Source organism: Yersinia thracica, from assembly GCF_902170565.1.
Lineage (GTDB): Bacteria > Pseudomonadota > Gammaproteobacteria > Enterobacterales > Enterobacteriaceae > Yersinia > Yersinia thracica.
On the sequence record NZ_CABHXX010000080.1, the window covers coordinates 1 to 16,908 of the forward strand.

Genomic DNA, 16,908 nt, shown 5'->3' on the forward strand with positions numbered 1-16,908 from the left:
CTGTTTTTACTCTGGTCAGCCGTGCTGGCAATCACTGCGCCATCGAGCTGAGTATGCTCGCCGACGGTGATATCAAAGCCGCCAGAACCTGCGAAGATGCCGGTCTGTTCCTGCACTGAGTCATAATTGCTGTGCAACTTATCTTTACTCATGCTGAGGTTGGCCGAGCCGCCGCCGGTCACCGCCACGCTGACACCGCCGCTGGTGCTGGTTTGCTTCGCATCATAGTTATCGCTGTCTTGCTGGCTTTGCAGCAGCAAGTCACTGCCGACAACGACCTTGACGCTTTCACCGCTGGCTTGCGCGCCTATCAGCGAAGTGTCACGCCCGCTGCTGAGTGACAGTGTGCCGCCTGTGTCAATCTGCGTTTCAGTCCAGAAGGTGCCGTCGCCGTGCTCATTGCCCTGACCTTTGTTGGCATTGGCAAAGATGCTCAGACCACCGCCAGCGCTACCGAACCCCAGACTGACCCCCACACTGCCACCGCTGCTGCTGTTGCTGCCGTCGGTTTTCTGCGTGTTGGCGGCACCGAGTAATAGCAAGTCACGGGCGGCGTCTAAGGTGGTATCGCCGCCGGCTTTGAGCTGGCTGCCTTGCACCAGGATGTCGCCGCTGTTCCCCTCGCCGGTGGCTGTCACCGTCAGGTTGTTGCCCGCCGTCAGGGTCGAGCCGGTCACGCTGGTCTGTTCCTGATGCTGCTGCGAGGACGATTTTTGTGAGCCTAATGAGGCGCTGACACCGAACATGCTGGCGGTATCGCCCCCTTGCGCCTGCACCAGTTGGCCAGCCTGCACCGCCTGCGCCCCGCTGAGTGCCGCTTTCACCCCTTGCAGCGCGGCTAATCGGCCATTGCTCTCTTCGCTGGCGGCTTTGGCGGTGGTGACCGCGGTATTGAGGGCGCTGCCAACCGCGCCAGACAGTGCCAGTGTCAGGCCGCTACTTTTTTGCTCGACGCTGTGGGTCTGGCTGCTGTGATTCTCCGCCGCCAGAATAGTGACGTTTTTACCGGTCAGATTGATGTCTTTACCGGCTAACACCTCGGAGCCTTTTACTGTCAGGTCTTCACCGGCGGTCATGCTGACATTGCCCAGTACGCTGCCGACGGTGCTGCCGACAGTAGAAATCGACTGACCGCTGTCGGTGACTTTGGTGCTGCTGCTGCCGACCATGACACCCATGCCGCCGGCGCTCATCAGGCCGGATTTTGTCTGCTCATACAGGTGAGATTCACTCTCGCTCTGCTGCGCGCTGCCGACGGTGAGGTTCTCTTTTGCCCGCAGGTTGATATCCTTGTCTGCCACCACATTGCTGCCGATGACCGCGATATTTTTGCCACTGACATCAAGAGAACCGGCAGACAGCATGGAGCCGACCGCCAGCGTCTGGCTAATACTGTCTTCGCTGCGGGTGGTGGTGCTGGAGGCCAGCCCTTTTTTAGTGCCGGTATGATTGCGCTGCTCATCATGCTGTTCAGTCTGGGCGGTGAGGGTGACATCGCCGCCCGCCGCCAGTGTCAGCGCGCCGTCAGTTTGTATCGCGCTGGCGCTGAGGGTGATGTCTTTTGCCGTCTGCAAATGGATATCGCCGGTGGCGTTTAACTGGCTGCCGCGCAGGTTTTCATCATAAAGCTCCACTGAGCTGGTATGGCGTTTGCTTGAGGATTCACCGCTGACCTGCAGGCTGTCGGTGGCGGCGCTGAGGTTAATATTTTGCGCCTGCACATCAATAGTGCCGGCATTGATATTGGCCCCCACCGCGGTCAGATTATTGACATTGGCGGTTAGCGCACCGCCGACATTGACCTCACTGCCCAGATGGCGGATATGCTCACTGCTCGCGCTGCCACTGCCATAATTTGCACTTATCTGGTCGCGGGTTTGTACCGTATTGAGCAGCCAGTCACCGCCGGTATTGACCTGCAAATCCTGACCGACATTGAGGCCGGCACCTTGTAGGATAAAATCGCGCCCGGTATTAATCACCGCGTTATTGCTGACATTGATACTCGCCAGCGGCCCCAAAATGGTTTGATTACGCAGCACTGAGCCATTGCTGCTACTGAGTTGTTCACTGCTGGTGCGCAGTATCACATCGCGGCCACTGTCCAGTTGCAGGTTGGTGGCATTGAGTCGCGCACTGGTCAGGTCAATATCAGTGTTCAGGGTACTGAGCAGCATAGTATTGCCCGCCTGAAGCAGGCCGCCACGGTTATTGAGCGTGATGTCTTGCGCCATGCTGATTTGCAGGTCATTAGTGGCTTTAATCGCCCCCGAGTTAGTGAAACCCTGCACATCCGTTAAGGTGATATTGTCAGCCGCAATCAATGCGCCGTTGGCATGCAACTCACCCGGTTTAATCCCCGCCAGATAGACCACTGGGACTAATACGGTTTGTCCGGCGACTTCACGGGTTTCCATGAGGATGATATTGCTGGTCAGTGCCGCCATCTGCTCGGCACTGAGGTGGGTACCGAGGGCAATATTGAACGCCTTGCTGTATTCAAGCCCCGCCGCAAACAGTTGCTCGAACTGCTCCTGGGCGCTGCGGTAATCACTGGCGACCGCCTGACCGGTCAATGCCAGCACTTGGTCGCGCACCAGACGTTGTTCATAGGCATTATCCCCCAGACGTTTGAATATCACATCGGGGTTGTTATTGAGCTGCTGGAGCACATAGTCCGAGCCGCGCCAGTTATTCAGATTGGCAAATGCCGGGTGGGTTTCGACCAGATAGCCGCCGCTCACCGCACGATCAGGGGCAGAGAGGCCAGATCTGTCCACATTGGCGGATGGGTTATTGATAGCCTCAAGCGAGAGTTCCCCGTCAGGATCCGGCGCGTATTGACCTTGGTCAGTGTTGAGCTGATATAGCCCACCGCTGGGGAGTGTCAGGGAAATACCGTTAAATTCGATGGCGATATTTTTCCCGGTACTGTCGCTGCCACTCGGTGGGGCGATCGCGCCGGGGTTGGCGCCATTATGAATAATCGTGCCACTGCCGCTAATGGTTTTTGCGGTGATACTCGAGGCATATTGGTGGGTGGCCAGCTCACTCACCTCCGGCCCCCAAGCGGTGCCCCACACATCGCCTTTGTAGGTACGGTAGCGCCACTCACCAGTGGAAGTGGTACGTTCAATTAGACGTTGTGCACTTCCCCAACCATCCTGGTTCAGGGTGACACCGGAGAGATCAATCTCGCCTTGCGCACTGACTTTGCTCCAGAAGTTTTCCAGCGTGCCGACTTGCGGGGTCAGGTTCCCACCGGTGAGCAGTTGCGCTTCCGGGCTGATTTGATCGATGCCGTTATAGGCAATGGTCGACGTATAATTCGTGCCGATATAATCGCTGTTCATGGAGCCGCCATGAGGCGGTTCAGCATAGCGCCCACCCGGAATATCGGGGTTTTCGGCCGTCCAGTAAGCGGTCCCATTCACCGTATCCGCGACGACAAAGTCAGTATTGGCGGTGAGAATATGACGACGATTGGTCAGTGTCGTGGCGTAAATCAACATATCTTTGCCGGATTCAATCAGACCAGAAATATTGAGCACCCGAGCTGCTGACAGATAATTGCCGCTGCTATCTTGCCCACCCGCCAGAATAACCTTGCCCATGCCTAACAGGGTGGTGCTCGGGGCGGCGTCGGTGTTAGTGACGGTATCACTGTTTTCAATCACCGCAGCCAGCAAGGCTAAGGTGCCATTCTCATCGGTCGCGCCGATCAGGGCTTTAGGGCCGGAGTTAGTGATGCTTTCCCGTGCTTTGAGTGTGGCTTCGGCGCTAATAATAGTGCCGCTATTGAACAGGGTGGTGGAGTCGGTATCGAGCCGCCCGCTGGTTAATATTTCGCCGCGATTAATCAAGGTACCTGGCGTGGTTAGCTCGGCTTGAGTCGCGATAATATTGCCGTTATTTAATAAGCTGCTCGAATTGGTACTGAGTTTGCCACCTGCCAGCAACTGCCCGTCATTGGTTAAAGCTCCATTGGTGGTAAAGGCTAAATCACGCCCAGCCTGAAGTGTTGAGGCGGCTAAGTTATTGAAATCACTCTGTAAGCCAATAGTCAGATCCTGACTGGCGGTCACCTTGCCGCTGCTGTTATCAAACTGACCCAAATTTAATTGGATATTATTCGCCGCCAGCGTGCCACTCTGGTTATTGAGGGTTTGCCCTGCATTTGCACCGGCATTCATGGTCAGCGAGCCAAGGGAGAGGATATTGGCGCGCTGCGTGCTGACATTCCCCTTGTTGGCGGTGATGTTTATCTCTCGGGCTTGCGTCTGGCTGCCGGTTAAATCAATCCGGCTACCCGTTAGCGTCATCGCCCCAGCGGCGATATTTTGCCCTTGCGCCACTAAGTCCTGACGGGTGGTCACCCGCAGATTACCGGCATCAGTCAGGCGGCCATTACTCTGCACTCCCGCCCCCAATAGACTGTCGCCGTCGCTATCCAGACGCTCCGCTTGTACTGTCACGTGACCTTTGGCAAGCAGCGTGCCCGCGCGGTTATCCAGATAACCGGCCAGATTGAGAGTGAAATCCATGATACCGGTTTGTGCTATCACCCCGCCGAGGTTGGAGAGTGCTTGCGCGGCGAGTGTTATCTGCTCCGCCATCAGGTTGGCTTTATCACTGCGCAGCAGGCCGTTAGTGCTGGCAGACAGGTGTGTGGCGGCTTTGACTACCGCCTGCGTTAAGGTGATATCGCCGGATTTAGCCGCGAGGGTAATGGCGTTGGCCTGAGTTTGACTGCCAGTTAAATCAAGCTGGCTGCCCGCCAGCGCCAATGCCCCAGCGGCGATATTTTGCCCCTGCGCTATCAAAGCGTGCTCGGTATGGATAGCCAAATCACCGCGATTGGCAAGGCTACCATCCGCTTTCAATCCCGCTGCTATCAGGGATTGATGGGTGCTGAGTAAATCATTAGCCCGCAGTTGGAGGTCACCCAGTGCGGCGATGGAACCGCTGTTCTGTGCTCGCCCATCTATCTGCCACTGGAGCGCGCCTTGGGTGTAAATCGAGCCGCTGTTAACCGCGTTACCCAAGGTGGTGAGTTCGCTATTCCCTGCGCCATAGAAGCTACCGCTGTTATCCAGATTGCCGTTGGTCAACAGCAACAGATCGCCATTGGCGGCATACAGTTTGCCTTGGTTGGTCAGGTCGCCGGTGATTGACAGTTGCAGCTGGTCACCAGCACTGTACAGCGTACCACTGTTATTGAGGTCACCCTGCGTCGATAACCGCATATTCCCGCGAGTTTGCATCACACCACGGTTAGCCAGATTGCCGGTGGTGGTGAAAGTTAACTGCTGCTCGGTGTAAATCTCACCGCTATTCTCTGTATTGCCGTTAATGGTAAATTGCCCAACACCGGCCGCATAAATAACGCCGCTGTTAAACAGGCTATCGGTGCTTAATGACAAGTTCCGACCGGCCAGCAGGGCGCTGCTGTCATCGGCATTGGTGCTGTTAATACTAAGCGCGGTGAGCTGCATATCCCGCCCGGCTTCCAGTTTATACTGGTTAATCAGTGCGCCACTGGAGTTAAAGTCCAAATCACGCCCCGCCGTTAAACGCGCTCCGGTTTGATGAGTAAAATCACTTTGCAGCCGTATCCACAGGTCGGTCGCCGCCGCTATCTCCCCGTTGCTGTTCTCTAATTTGGCCAGGTTGAGTTCGAGGGTGTCGGCATGTAATTTGCCGCCACTGTTATTCAGCGTTTGTGCAGGATTTGCCGCCGCAGTGATGGTCAGAGCGCCGGGAGTGAGTACCGTCGCTTTTTGGGTAGAAATATCGCCGTCACGCGCAGTGATGGCGACATTGCTCGCGGAAGTCTGGCTACCGGTGAGATCGACACGGCTGCCGGATAACGTCATGGCCCCCGCTGCCACATTCTGCCCCTGAGCAATCAAAGCTTGCCGCGTGGTGACATTAAGATCTCCACTTTGGGCCAGTTTGCCATTGCTCTGTACACCCGCGCCCAGCAGGCTATTGCCGTTGCTGTTCAAGCTTTCGGCTTGCAGTAAAAGTTTACCGGCCGAGAGGAGGGAGCCGCCACGGTTATCGACATAACCCGAGAGATTCAGGTTGAGATCGGTGGTGCCGGTTTGTGCGATCAGGCCGCCGACATTGGAGAGCGCTTGGGCCTTGAGCGTCACTTGCTCGGCAACCAGGCTGGCGTTATCCGTTCGTAACAAAGAAGCCGTCGAGACAGACAGGCGATCACTGGCTGCCAGATTAGCGCCGCTGAGTTCAATTGGCCCACCTTGTGAGGTCAGAGTGATATCACGGCTCTGGGTTTGACTGCCGCTGAGATCGATACTGTGTGCGTTGAGATTTTGCGCCGTGCCGCTAATATTTTTCCCTTGTGCGGTTAACTTCCCACTGGCGTCAACGCGCAAGGTGCCGCTGGTAATGTTGCTGTTGTCCGACTTGACGCCCGCACCCAGTACCGAGTCGCGGCTGCTGTTCACCTCTGCCGCGCGCAGTGAGGTGTCACCCGCTGCCGCGACAGTGCCCGTGTTACTGAGCTTACCGGCGGTGGTGAGCTGGGTATTGCCCTGCGCATAGAGCACCCCCGAGTTCTCTATGCCCGCAGCGGTATTTACCGCCAGTTGTTGAGTACTCTTGATCTGGCCGCTATTGACCAGCATACCGTCAGCCGTAATGGTGATATCGCCCGCTGATGCGCCTATTTCACCGGCATTACGCACACCAACACCGCTTTCAGTCCCAATCAGGCGAATTTTACCGGCATACATGCCACCCAGGTTCGCCACATCCACCGCCACAGTCGGCTGCAAGCTGCCATCGGCGGCTTTGGCGTTAATATTTTGGTGCGCGGCGTCAACCTGATTGCGCCCGGCGGTGACTTTCAGGTCATTGGCCCAGATACCGGCATTCACTTTAACCGAACGGGCGATCAGATCAGTATGATCCTGACGGCTGCTGTCCAGACCTTTACCCTGAATAACAATCTCACCGCGCTCCACATCGTAGCCAGTGAGCTGGCCGTTATTGAGCTGCGCCTGACCGGTGGTCAGCGTGGCGCGGTTGGCGTTGATAAAACCGCAGCCTTCGCAGGTAATGCCCGCCGGGTTGGCGATAACTACCTGCGCTTTGCGGCCAGCAACTTCGATATAGCCATTGAGCTTACTGGGGTCACGGCTGTTGACTTCGTTGAGAATAATACTGGCTTCACCGCGCGCCAGCGACGGGTTACCGTTGACAAAACCGCCGAGTTGGGTCTGGTTGACACCGTGCCCGTTATTGAGGATCACGCCGCGATTATCGACATCAAACTGGCTGTAAAGGTTGCGCGAAACCCCGCCACTGCTGGGCGTCTGAATATTGACCTGCGGCGTACCGTTGGCGCTGCTGATAATGGTTGGCTGCTGATTCCCCGGCGCACTGGCATCGGCGACAATCGCGGACTGGGCGGGTAAAGAAACACAACCCAAGGCCAATAGCAGACTGAAACTCAATGTTGATAAGGTACTGATACGGCGGTTTTGTGTATGCCCAACACCTGACGACGGCGATGATGCGGCCCGACCGGAAGCGGCGATATCAGCCACCACCATCAACATGTCACGCGCTTTGTTGAAAACGATACGGTACAGGTTCTTATTCATAACTCATCCCAGAGTAAAGCGTTAATCGGGCGCATCAGTATTGCCAGTTCAGGTTAAAGCCCAGAGTCACCGAGTCGGTTTTGAATCCGTCGGGTTTAGAGAGTGGTTTGCCCGCAAACAGGTCGTAGCGGGTATTCAGAATATTGCCGCGAACACCGATGGCAGCGCCCGCCAAATGCTGACCGAGCAGATAAGCGGCACTCCGTCCCCCGACCTCGCCATAGTCAACACCGACATACAGCTCATGCCCTGGCAGCGGGGTGTACCAGCCGAGATCATTGCGCACTGTCCAGCCACGGTCGGCATTCAGCGTGCGTTCGCCATCAAAACCGCGCACTGACCAGCGGCCACCGATAGAGAACTGATCCTGTGGCGTCAGCGGCGTGTTAGTGCTTTGACGCTGGTATTGCAGGTTGTAGTGGAATTTTTGCGTCAAGGCGGCAAAAGGAATGTCCAGTTGCGCATTCAAGCGCAGAATTTTACTCAGGGCGGTGCCTTCCCCGACAGACTCTTCCTGCGCGGGCATCGCGCCAAACCAGCGGGTGCCACGCTGATAGCTGACACCGGCATCCAGTGTGGCCTGCGAAATAAAGTGGCGATGTTCCAGCCCAATACGCCAGGCGGAGGTGCGGCGGCGCTGCACTTCCACTTCGGTATCATTGATGTAGTTTTTCGACGAGCGGGTCAGCACATCGTAGGTAAAAGTGGTTTTTTGGCTGGCATTGCGGTGTAGCAGGCGGCTGAGTTGCAGCGACACATTTTCACTTTCGCCGCGATAGCCGTAATCGCCATTGAGACCCGCCACCGTCTGGTGATAGTCATAGCTGCTGGCGGTCATGCCGAGGGTCCAGTAGCCGAATGGCAGCGAGTAATGGCCGGTCAGGTTATTGGTGCCTTTATCGCCGCGATTTTTTATTGAACCGCCAGCCGAGACATAAAACAGGTCACTCAGGGATAAAGGATTGTCCAGAAACAGTGTCGCGCCACCTTGATAGCGACCAGTGCTGCGGGTGCCAGAGTCATCCAGCGAGGCCGCCAGCCGCCACATTTTGCTCTGTTTCCAGCTCAGGGCGATATCGGTCTCGCCGGGGGCCTCTCCGGGGATCAACTCCATGCTGGCTTGCACGGTGGGAACGCGCTGGAGGTTCTCCAGCCCTTGCTCAATATCGCGCAAATCCAACAGGTTGCCGGGGCGAGCGGGGAACGCACTAAATAGTGTGACATGGTGGTCACTGTCGGGAGTCAGCGTCACCTGACGTATTTTGCCGGGTACCACTTGTAGTGCCAGAATACCGCTGTTCAAATCCTGCTGTGGGGCCAGAACACGGGTAGTGACATAGCCATGATCAATCAGCCGATTTTGTAATTGGCCCATCAACAGGTTAATCCCCTTGGCCCCCAGACACTGGCCTTGTGCCTGATCGGCGAGGCGTTGCAATGGCAACCAGCGAGGTAACGGCTCGGTGCCGCTGAGGGTAATGCGGTCAATAACAAAACAGGGCTTTTCAACCGGAAAGACAATCCGGCCCAAAGAGGCCGCCGGTGCCGATAAGCGCACATCTGGTGTGGCAGGTGCCAGACGCTCTTCCAGTGCCCGTTGTCGTTCCTGCTGATGAATACTTTGCTGAACGGGGGCTAATTCCGCGCAATTAATTGCAAATGGAATAGCTACCGTAGAAAACAATATGCCAGCTATTAATTTTAAATAGTAGGAACGCAGCACAGGGAATATCCTTATTTGCCCTGCTGGGGCAGATAAACGGCTGAATAAAATAATTCAGCGCATTATGCCCGCGAAAAAGTTATTTTCAATGCGTTTTATAATATATAAAAAATACCCAAGAATTAATCTGCATGATCCGTAGGAAATATCGTACAAATGGGAAGGTATTATGATTAATATCTCGCTAAATGAGATTTAAATGATAGTCAGTTTTTTATGAAAGCGAAATAATTAACACTCAACCTAATAATAATCTTAATAAAGTGATTTCAATCATAAAATTCATACTACCACCTGACTGACTAACAATCCGTAAATACGCCAAACCAATCTGAATACTGGCGAACCATCAATTGCGTCATTATCTGGCGTGCCCCCTCGGGAATGGTCTCCCATTTAACGGACGCAATACCCGATTGCAGATAGATTCGGTCAATCTGGCGGTGTGTCACACAACAGCAATCGTGTTACTGGCGGAAATATATACCAGGCGTTTACCGCCCGTTAACATTGATGCACCTATGATAGACGATTGGAACGACCACTTTTATTGCAATGAAAACACCGGACACTTTGCTAATGAAATTCACTGCTCGCCGCCTGACACTTATTGCTGCCGTTGTACTCATCGTTAGCACTGTTACGTTGGTGATGTATTGGCAACGCCGCCCGCCGCCCGCTTATGTTACCGCACCCGCGCGGCTGGGTGATATCGAGAATGCCGTCCTGGCCACCGGCCGCGTTGATGCGTTCGAACGCGTCAACGTCGGTGCACAGGTGTCCGGCCAGGTCAAATTGCTGAGAGTAAAACTGGGTGATCGGATAACCAAAGGGCAATCGATCGCCGATATCGACGATCTGCCGCAGCGCAACGAGCTGCGCACCGCCGAAGCGGCGCTCAACATCGTCAAAGCCGACCAGCAGGCTAAACAAGCGCAGCTAAAGCAGGCCGAATCGCACTTCAAGCGCCAGCGCCGCATGCTGAACGAGGAAGCCAGCTCGCGTGAAGACTTCGAAAAAGCCGAAGAGCAACTTGCCACCACCCAGGCCGAGCTGTTGTCGCTTAACGCCAAGCTGGTGCAAATGCAGGTAGACGTCGAAAAGAAAAAAGTCGATTTGGGCTACACCCGAGTGTTGGCACCGATGGACGGCATCGTCATCGCCGTGGTCACGCAGCAAGGCCAAACGGTAAACTCTAACCAGAGTGCGCCGACCATCATCAAGCTGGCGCGGCTGGACGTGATGACCATCAAAGCGCAGATCTCCGAGGCCGACATCACCCATATTTTTGCGGGCCAGAAGGCCTACTTCTCCATTTTCTCTGAGCCGGATCGGCGCTACTACGCCACGTTGCGTACCGTCGAGCTGGCTCCTGAATCGGTGATGAAAGACGATGCGCCTGGCACCAGCAACAGCTCCGCTACCGATACTTCAAAAAATGCCTCAGTGTACTACAACGCGCTGCTGGACGTGCCCAACCCGGAAAACCGCCTGCGTATCGGTATGACCGCGCAGGTTTCGCTGTTACGTGACGACGCCAAAAACACCCTATTGGTGCCGATCCAGGCAGTGCAGAAAACCGAAGGAAAAAAACAGCTGGTGCGGGTGCTGACCAAAAGTGGTCGGTTGGAAATGCGCGAGGTGAAAACCGGCATCACCGATAACGTCGACATCCAAATCCTCAGCGGGCTGAAAGCCGGCGAACATGTGGTGTTGTCACAGCCCAGCGTTAAACCGGCTGAGGATGGCATATTTCTGTGAACAATATCATTGAACTAAAGGGCATCAGTCGTACTTATACCCACGGCGATCAGGCATTGACGGTGCTGAAGAACATCAACCTGACCATTGCCGCCGGTGAATGGGTGGCTATCATCGGCGCTTCCGGTTCCGGCAAGTCAACGCTAATGAATATCATGGGTTGCCTCGACGTGCCGGACTGCGGCGACTATTACATTGGTGGCCAAAATGCCGCTCACTTGTCGCCGGATGAACTCGCCAGATTACGCCGCGAGCATATTGGCTTCATTTTCCAGCGCTATCATCTGATGCCTGATCTCAGCGCACTGAGTAATGTCGAAATCCCGGCGATTTACGCCAACAGTGGTCGCGAACAGCGACGTCAACGGGCTGAGCAGTTGCTGGCACGGCTGGGTCTGGAAGGCAGAGAGGATCACAAACCCGGCCAGCTTTCCGGTGGTCAGCAGCAGCGTGTCAGCATCGCTCGCTCGCTGATCAACGGCGGCGAGATTATTCTGGCGGACGAGCCAACTGGCGCACTGGACTCCCAATCCGGCCAGGAAGTACTGGCGATCCTCAATGAGCTGAACCAGCGCGGCCACACCCTGGTAATTGTCACCCATGACATGACAGTGGCGCAGCACGCGCAACGCGTTATCGAGCTGCGGGACGGCGAGATCGTGGCGGACAACGGCCGCAAATCGGTCACCTCCCCGTCGCTGCCGACGCCGAATCGCAGCCAGCAAAGCGGCTGGCAAAGCCTGTTTGACCGAACCCGCGAATCGTTGCACATGGCGTTGAAAGCGATGAACTCCCACCGCCTGCGCACCGTGCTGACCATGACCGGCATTATATTCGGCATCGCCGCGGTGGTGACGGTGGTGGCACTGGGTGAAGGTGCAAAACAGCGCACACTGGAAAATATCAAAGGACTGGGCACCAACGTGGTAAGCATTTACCCCGGGCTCGATTTCTCCGACGACGGCACCGACAGCATCCGCACCTTGGTACCTGCGGATGCCGAAGCGCTGGCGAAACAACGTTTTGTCGACAGCGTCAGCCCTGAAGTCCGTGCTTCGAACAGTATTCGCTTTCGCCACAAGTCCGCCACGGCCACGATCCGCGGCGTTGGACTCGATTATTTTCGCGTCAACGGCATCACTCTCCTGCAGGGCTCAACCTTTAGTGACGACCATAACGCGCTGCAGGAGGTGATCATCGACGACAATGCGCGTCAGCCACTGTTTGGTGACGCCGGCGTGAAGCCGCTCGGCCAGATCGTGTTTCTCGGCGCGGTGCCAGCGCGGGTGATCGGCATCGCAAAGAGCAACTTCGACTATGAGCCAAACAGCATCAATGTGTGGATGCCCTACAGTACGGTGATGTACCGCATGGTGGGCAAACAGACGCTCAGCAGCATCAGCGTGCGACTGCAAGATAACGTCGCCAACGAGGCGGCCGTCAGCGCCATAACTCAACTGCTGACCCAGCGCCACGGCGTGAAGGATTTCAGGCTGTTCAACCGTGATCAGTATCGAAAATCCATTGAGCGCACCTCGATGACCCTCAGCCTGCTGATCCTGATGGTGGCGTCGATCTCGCTGGTGATCGGCAGCCTGGGCGTGATGAACATCATGCTGGTCTCGGTGACCGAACGTACCCATGAGATTGGCGTGCGCATGGCGGTCGGTGCGCGGCGCCGCGACATCATGCAGCAGTTCATGATAGAAGCCGTGTTGGTGTGTCTTATCGGCGGCGCATTGGGTATCGCGCTATCGTTCGCCGCCGGTTCGCTGTTCACCGCGATGGCAGGCGGCATGCTCACCGCCATCTATTCATGGCGGGCTGCCGCCATCGCGTTTTTCTGCTCAACATTAATCGGCATGATCTTTGGTTATCTCCCCGCACGCAAGGCGGCAAGGATGGATCCGGTCGTCTCATTGGCCAGCGAGTAACCCATGAAAATTTTATCCCCTTTGACTTTATTCCTCGCCGTCCTGCTCAGCGCCGGCTGCGGCAATGCGCTGAAAAGCAAGTATCTGGTACCGCAGGTCAACTACCCCTCCCACTGGCAGCATGAGACCGACGCCGCTGCACCGCCACCGTTCGACTGGCGCGATTTCCACGATCCGGATCTCGAACGCTGGCTACAGCAGGTGATGGCCAATAACAACGATCTGGCCGTGGCTGCGCTGCGACTGTATGACGCCCGGCTTCAGGCGGAGCAAATCAACATCAAAACCGCCCCCAGCGTCAACGCCACGCTGAACGCCGACGCCAATACCCCCCTGAGCAACTCTTCGTCCTGGAATAAGACCAGCGGCAGCAGCCTCGGCACCCGTTATGAAGTTGACCTGTGGGGCAAGCTGGCGAGGCAGCGCGACGCGGCGGAGTGGGCCCGCCAGGCGACCGAGCAGGATCTGCGGTCGACCCGCCTGAAGCTGCTGGCCGACGCCAGCACGAACTACTGGCATATCGGCTTCCTCAATCAGCAAATCGGCATCAGCCGGGAGAGCATCGCCTACGCCAAAGACACGCTAAGACTGGCCACCGCCCGCCATCGCGCTGGCAACACATCGGCACTGGACATGGTGGACGCCGGACAAAGTCTATTGACGCAGGAAAGCCATCTACTGGAATTACAGCATGAACTCCAGCAGGCGTTGGATGAACAGGCTACGTTGCTGGGTGCACCGCCGGGCAGCGCCGTGGTTGAACCTGCCCGCTTGCCGGTAGCCCCATTACCGCAGATCAACACCGGTATTCCAGCCAGCGTATTGAGCCGTCGACCGGACATCAGCGCCAAAGAGCTGCGGCTGCGCGAAGCACTGGCCAATGTCGATGTGAAACGCACTCAGTATTACCCGGCATTCAGCCTGACAGGCTCGCTGGGTACCAGCAGCACCGCGTTGCTGGAATTTCTGAGCAACCCGGTGGGTAGCGTTGGCGCTAGCTTGGCACTGCCGTTCCTCGAATGGCGCCAGATGAACGTGGACATTAAGATCGCCCGCAACGACTATGAGCTGCGGAGACTGGAATTCAAACAGGCGCTGTACAAAGCGATGGCCGACGTCAACGACGCGTTGTCGCTGCGCGCTCAGCTAATAGCGCAGGAAACGCATCTGCGGGCAGCCTTGACGTTGGCGCGCCAGTCGGAACAACTGAACGCGGTTCGCTACCGGCAGGGCGCGATCACCATCACCGACTGGCTGAACGCACAGGAACATCGCCGTCAGGCGGAGCTGACACTGAACGAAAATCGTTTCAATCAGTACGAGAATTTGGCGAAAATTTACCTGGAGTTTGGTGGATCAGCGGCATAACACGACTAGCAGTACCTTGCACGTGAAACAACGGCAAACCAAATTTCTGAATAATCGCATTGAGTGCGACCATGCGCCGATTGAAAAATTAGTCGTCGCAACGGGTGGTTTCAAACAACTCAACCGCGCTTGGTTAATGCTCCAAGGACTCGAAACCTTACGACGACTCAATAAAGGGCAATTTGATGATGGGTTGTGCTTTGCGGTTCCCTTGCCCTCGTTTGAAAATGCATTTGGATTTTTGCTACTTATCTATATCTTCAAATTCAAGTTGCAGAGTGGCTCTATCAGTAGAATCACCTGCAGTCATGACCAAACAATGACCGCCAATATTTTTTACACAAACTAAAGATATTTGCAAAGAAAAAAAACTTGTGGAACTCTTTGTCAAAACAATATTATTGTCGTTTAAAATAATGTTACTGACATGACTTTGTGATATTATTTTTATACTGCCGTCCTTATTAATATGAAATGTATTACTACAATTGAGTCTATCATGAGAAGCCATTATTATATCCCATCGACATTCATTGCTATCTTTCCAATATGGGATTGCCTTAAATATATCAACAAAAATGCCTTGATGTAAGAATGCAGAGATAGAACCCACATAATCATTTGCCCATTCTTTCCCGCCTTGCTCAATAAATTTATTGTAGCTGGCTTCAATGTTACCGGGGATGCTAATCATATGATTATCTATATAATAATCCATCCTCGGTAAATCAACGTGCATAGAACGACACATCACCCCTCGAGAGTTATTTGATGTATATTCTCTAATACTATCATTAATCAACATTGACAATTTTTGGGTGAAGTTTATATCCAGCATTGCGTAAACAACCTTACTTCCGTAATAACGAGAAGAGTTATCCTCATTATTTTTGGTATTAGTTGATGATTTCTGTCTGAAAAAAGACATTATAATTGTTCCTTTTTGGGTTCTACCCCATCAAACGATTGCTGGGTAACATACGGCGTTGATACTAAATAAGCGAAGAGCGTAATCCACTTTAGCAGCCAGTGTTAAGCAGTCTTCTCTGTAACGGAATAAAGGTGACTTCATACATTTAATAAGCAGTTACATGATGGCACCTTGGACATATGATGACGTTTTTTAGGGCTTTTTTTATGCGGCATGGTGGTGATGATTGTCAACTTTTTATTATTTCTACGATTATTAATATAGTTCTGTTAACCGTGCCAGGTGGGGCTGGCGAGGATAAGAATACGGTAGAAGAGATTTTGCAGGATACGTGGGAAAGTGCTGATGATTGGTTTCAGGCCGGGTTCCTTGCAGTCAGGCCGGTGATTTTCCGGCCACTCCCTACCTGATAAACCCCCAATATTTATGTTGCAAGTTATTAATTTCATGATGTTTAAGGAACGTTAAAGCTCAGTGGACTAAGCTACATTTAGCTAACCCATAGATAGTTCAAGGAGGAGTAATGGAAGAGTATGTAATTCCTATGATTCTAGTGGCGGCAAGCGTAGTGAGTCTTTCCTTTGTTGCCGTGTATTTCTTCGATCTATTGGGGTGAAGGGTTCGGTATTGGTGGGATATGTATTGATGATATTAATATTCATCACAGCTATAGCCGCATCACGTAAAAAACCTTTGTGAACCGCGTTCCCGACTATCCTCCGCTTTGCCTCCAGAAGCTCCACTATCACTATTTCAAAATTAGTTGAGACGGTTCAAAGCAGTTGAAAAGCAGCTAATCTTCTAGTGGTACCCTATTTCACGACGGCACGAATATATCAATCATTATTACCTCAGTCGTGCCCGTTCATAAGCACAATCTGTTACCGATGGTTATCGATTGAGCACTTTATTTCATTTGCCCCCCTAAATCACATCACCTACCCTCAGAACATAGATATACCATGGAACGCTAACATCATTTTGTGGCGCTTCATTTATAAACGGGATCTGGCTTTCCGAGCAATCTAGTCCCCCCTTTAAGAAGGAATGACAGCTATGGAAATTATTGATGTACTGATAGCGGTTGATGCTCCCTATATCATGAAAACATTTGGTCCAAATCAGGCAGGAAAAGGCGGCCAACATGTGAGTCTTGGAGAGGGGCACAAGTCCATATACATGATCGGGACATGGTCTCACGTACAGGACCAAGCAGATTCCGAGCTCGATGTTTTCGCTAAACCCGGCGACAAAATCCGTTGGCGTATGACGACACTTTCAATGGGCGGCAATTACCAGGGAGTAATCACGGGTTTTGTTATCAATAATGGTGCGAATAACATCACCCCGCCTGCGCCAGCCCGTCAAACCATCACCATTCCTCAGATCGATACAACCAAGTCTACTTTGGACAAGGTCATTCTCAAGTCCACCGAGGATGTATTTTGGGAATCGACAGTGCTGTATGGCGGCAAGGTTACCTATCACACTAAGTTTATGCTTTATTATGTAGGTGGTGGCGGTGGTGGTACCGGCGGCGGCGGCGGTGGTGGTACC

General features: G+C 54.1%; 7 protein-coding genes and 3 pseudogenes. 6 read left to right on the forward strand and 4 right to left on the reverse strand.

The genetic code is table 11. From position 1 onward, the window contains the following. From FTA91_RS11040 to FTA91_RS11050, 3 genes and pseudogenes are all read right to left on the reverse strand, one after another. The coding region (locus tag FTA91_RS11040; RefSeq protein ID WP_145583354.1) for a two-partner secretion domain-containing protein at positions 1–7,634 on the reverse strand (7,634 nt) is incomplete at its 3' end. Between the two features lie 34 nt (positions 7,635–7,668). Then, on the reverse strand, positions 7,669–9,357 hold the full coding sequence (locus FTA91_RS11045) for a ShlB/FhaC/HecB family hemolysin secretion/activation protein (RefSeq protein ID WP_050112454.1): 1,689 nt from the start codon (positions 9,355–9,357) through the stop codon (positions 7,669–7,671). 317 nt (positions 9,358–9,674) lie between these two features. Then, a pseudogene (locus FTA91_RS11050) lies at positions 9,675–9,806 on the reverse strand (DUF1281 domain-containing protein); the annotation flags it as partial. A gap of 130 nt (positions 9,807–9,936) precedes the next feature. On the opposite strand from FTA91_RS11050, the gene FTA91_RS11055 reads away from it, so the two are divergent. The 4 genes and pseudogenes from FTA91_RS11055 to FTA91_RS11070 all read left to right on the forward strand — a co-directional run. Beyond that, positions 9,937–11,118: an efflux RND transporter periplasmic adaptor subunit gene (locus FTA91_RS11055; protein ID WP_050112453.1), complete on the forward strand. Its 1,182-nt coding sequence runs from the start codon at positions 9,937–9,939 to the stop codon at positions 11,116–11,118. Beyond that, positions 11,115–13,052: a MacB family efflux pump subunit gene (locus FTA91_RS11060; RefSeq protein WP_050112452.1), complete on the forward strand. Its 1,938-nt coding sequence runs from the start codon at positions 11,115–11,117 to the stop codon at positions 13,050–13,052. The genes FTA91_RS11055 and FTA91_RS11060 overlap by 4 nt, the downstream gene beginning before the upstream one ends. 3 nt (positions 13,053–13,055) lie before the next feature. Further along, entirely contained in the window at positions 13,056–14,420 is a 1,365-nt protein-coding gene (gene etsC / locus FTA91_RS11065) for a macrolide efflux RND transporter outer membrane subunit EtsC (RefSeq protein WP_145583356.1), read from the forward strand. A gap of 22 nt (positions 14,421–14,442) precedes the next feature. Then, positions 14,443–14,607, forward strand: a pseudogene (locus tag FTA91_RS11070) (DDE-type integrase/transposase/recombinase); the annotation flags it as partial. Positions 14,608–14,664: 57 nt separating this feature from the next. Here FTA91_RS11070 and FTA91_RS11075 read toward each other — a convergent pair. After that, a complete protein-coding gene (locus FTA91_RS11075; RefSeq protein ID WP_050112450.1) occupies positions 14,665–15,348 on the reverse strand; it encodes a hypothetical protein in 684 nt (227 codons plus the stop codon). Between the two features lie 272 nt (positions 15,349–15,620). Here FTA91_RS11075 and FTA91_RS20330 point away from each other — a divergent pair. Further along, positions 15,621–15,761: pseudogene (locus tag FTA91_RS20330) on the forward strand (DinI-like family protein); the annotation flags it as partial. 646 nt (positions 15,762–16,407) lie between these two features. Next, positions 16,408–16,908: inclusion body family protein (locus FTA91_RS11090; RefSeq protein ID WP_186377360.1), on the forward strand; the 501-nt coding region annotated here is incomplete at its 3' end.

Bases quoted from the DNA above. Each gene is read 5' to 3' on its own strand.
- FTA91_RS11055 (WP_050112453.1), top strand. From the start codon at position 9,937: ATGAAATTCACTGCTCGCCGCCTGACACTTATTGCTGCCGTTGTACTC.
- etsC (WP_145583356.1), top strand. From the start codon at position 13,056: ATGAAAATTTTATCCCCTTTGACTTTATTCCTCGCCGTCCTGCTCAGC.
- FTA91_RS11075 (WP_050112450.1), bottom strand. From the start codon at position 15,348: ATGTCTTTTTTCAGACAGAAATCATCAACTAATACCAAAAATAATGAG.